Annotated in this window: 1 protein-coding gene; it reads right to left on the reverse strand. The window is 53.0% G+C overall.

The features are described from left to right. A partial coding sequence (locus EOS_RS42720; protein WP_047898295.1) for a TRAM domain-containing protein occupies nt 1-298 on the reverse strand: 298 nt, incomplete at both ends.

Below are 298 nucleotides of genomic sequence, written 5' to 3' on the forward strand. Positions count from 1 at the left end.
TTTCTGCCACGCGCAGACCCATTTCATCTTCAGTACGCACCACTTTACCGCGCAGAGAGTTCGGGTAGACGTCGGTAATTTCTACATCGACGAATTTACCGATCATATCCGGCGTGCCTTCGAAGTTGACCACGCGGTTATTTTCCGTACGCCCGGAAAGCTCCATGATGCTCTTACGCGATGTACCTTCTACCAGAATACGCTGGGTGGTGCCGAGCATCCGGCGGCTCCACGCCATCGCTTGCTGATTAATGCGCTCTTGCAGAATATACAGACGCTGCTTCTTCTCTTCTTCCGG

This window comes from Caballeronia mineralivorans PML1(12), from assembly GCF_001028175.1.
Classification (GTDB): Bacteria; Pseudomonadota; Gammaproteobacteria; order Burkholderiales; family Burkholderiaceae; genus Caballeronia; species Caballeronia mineralivorans.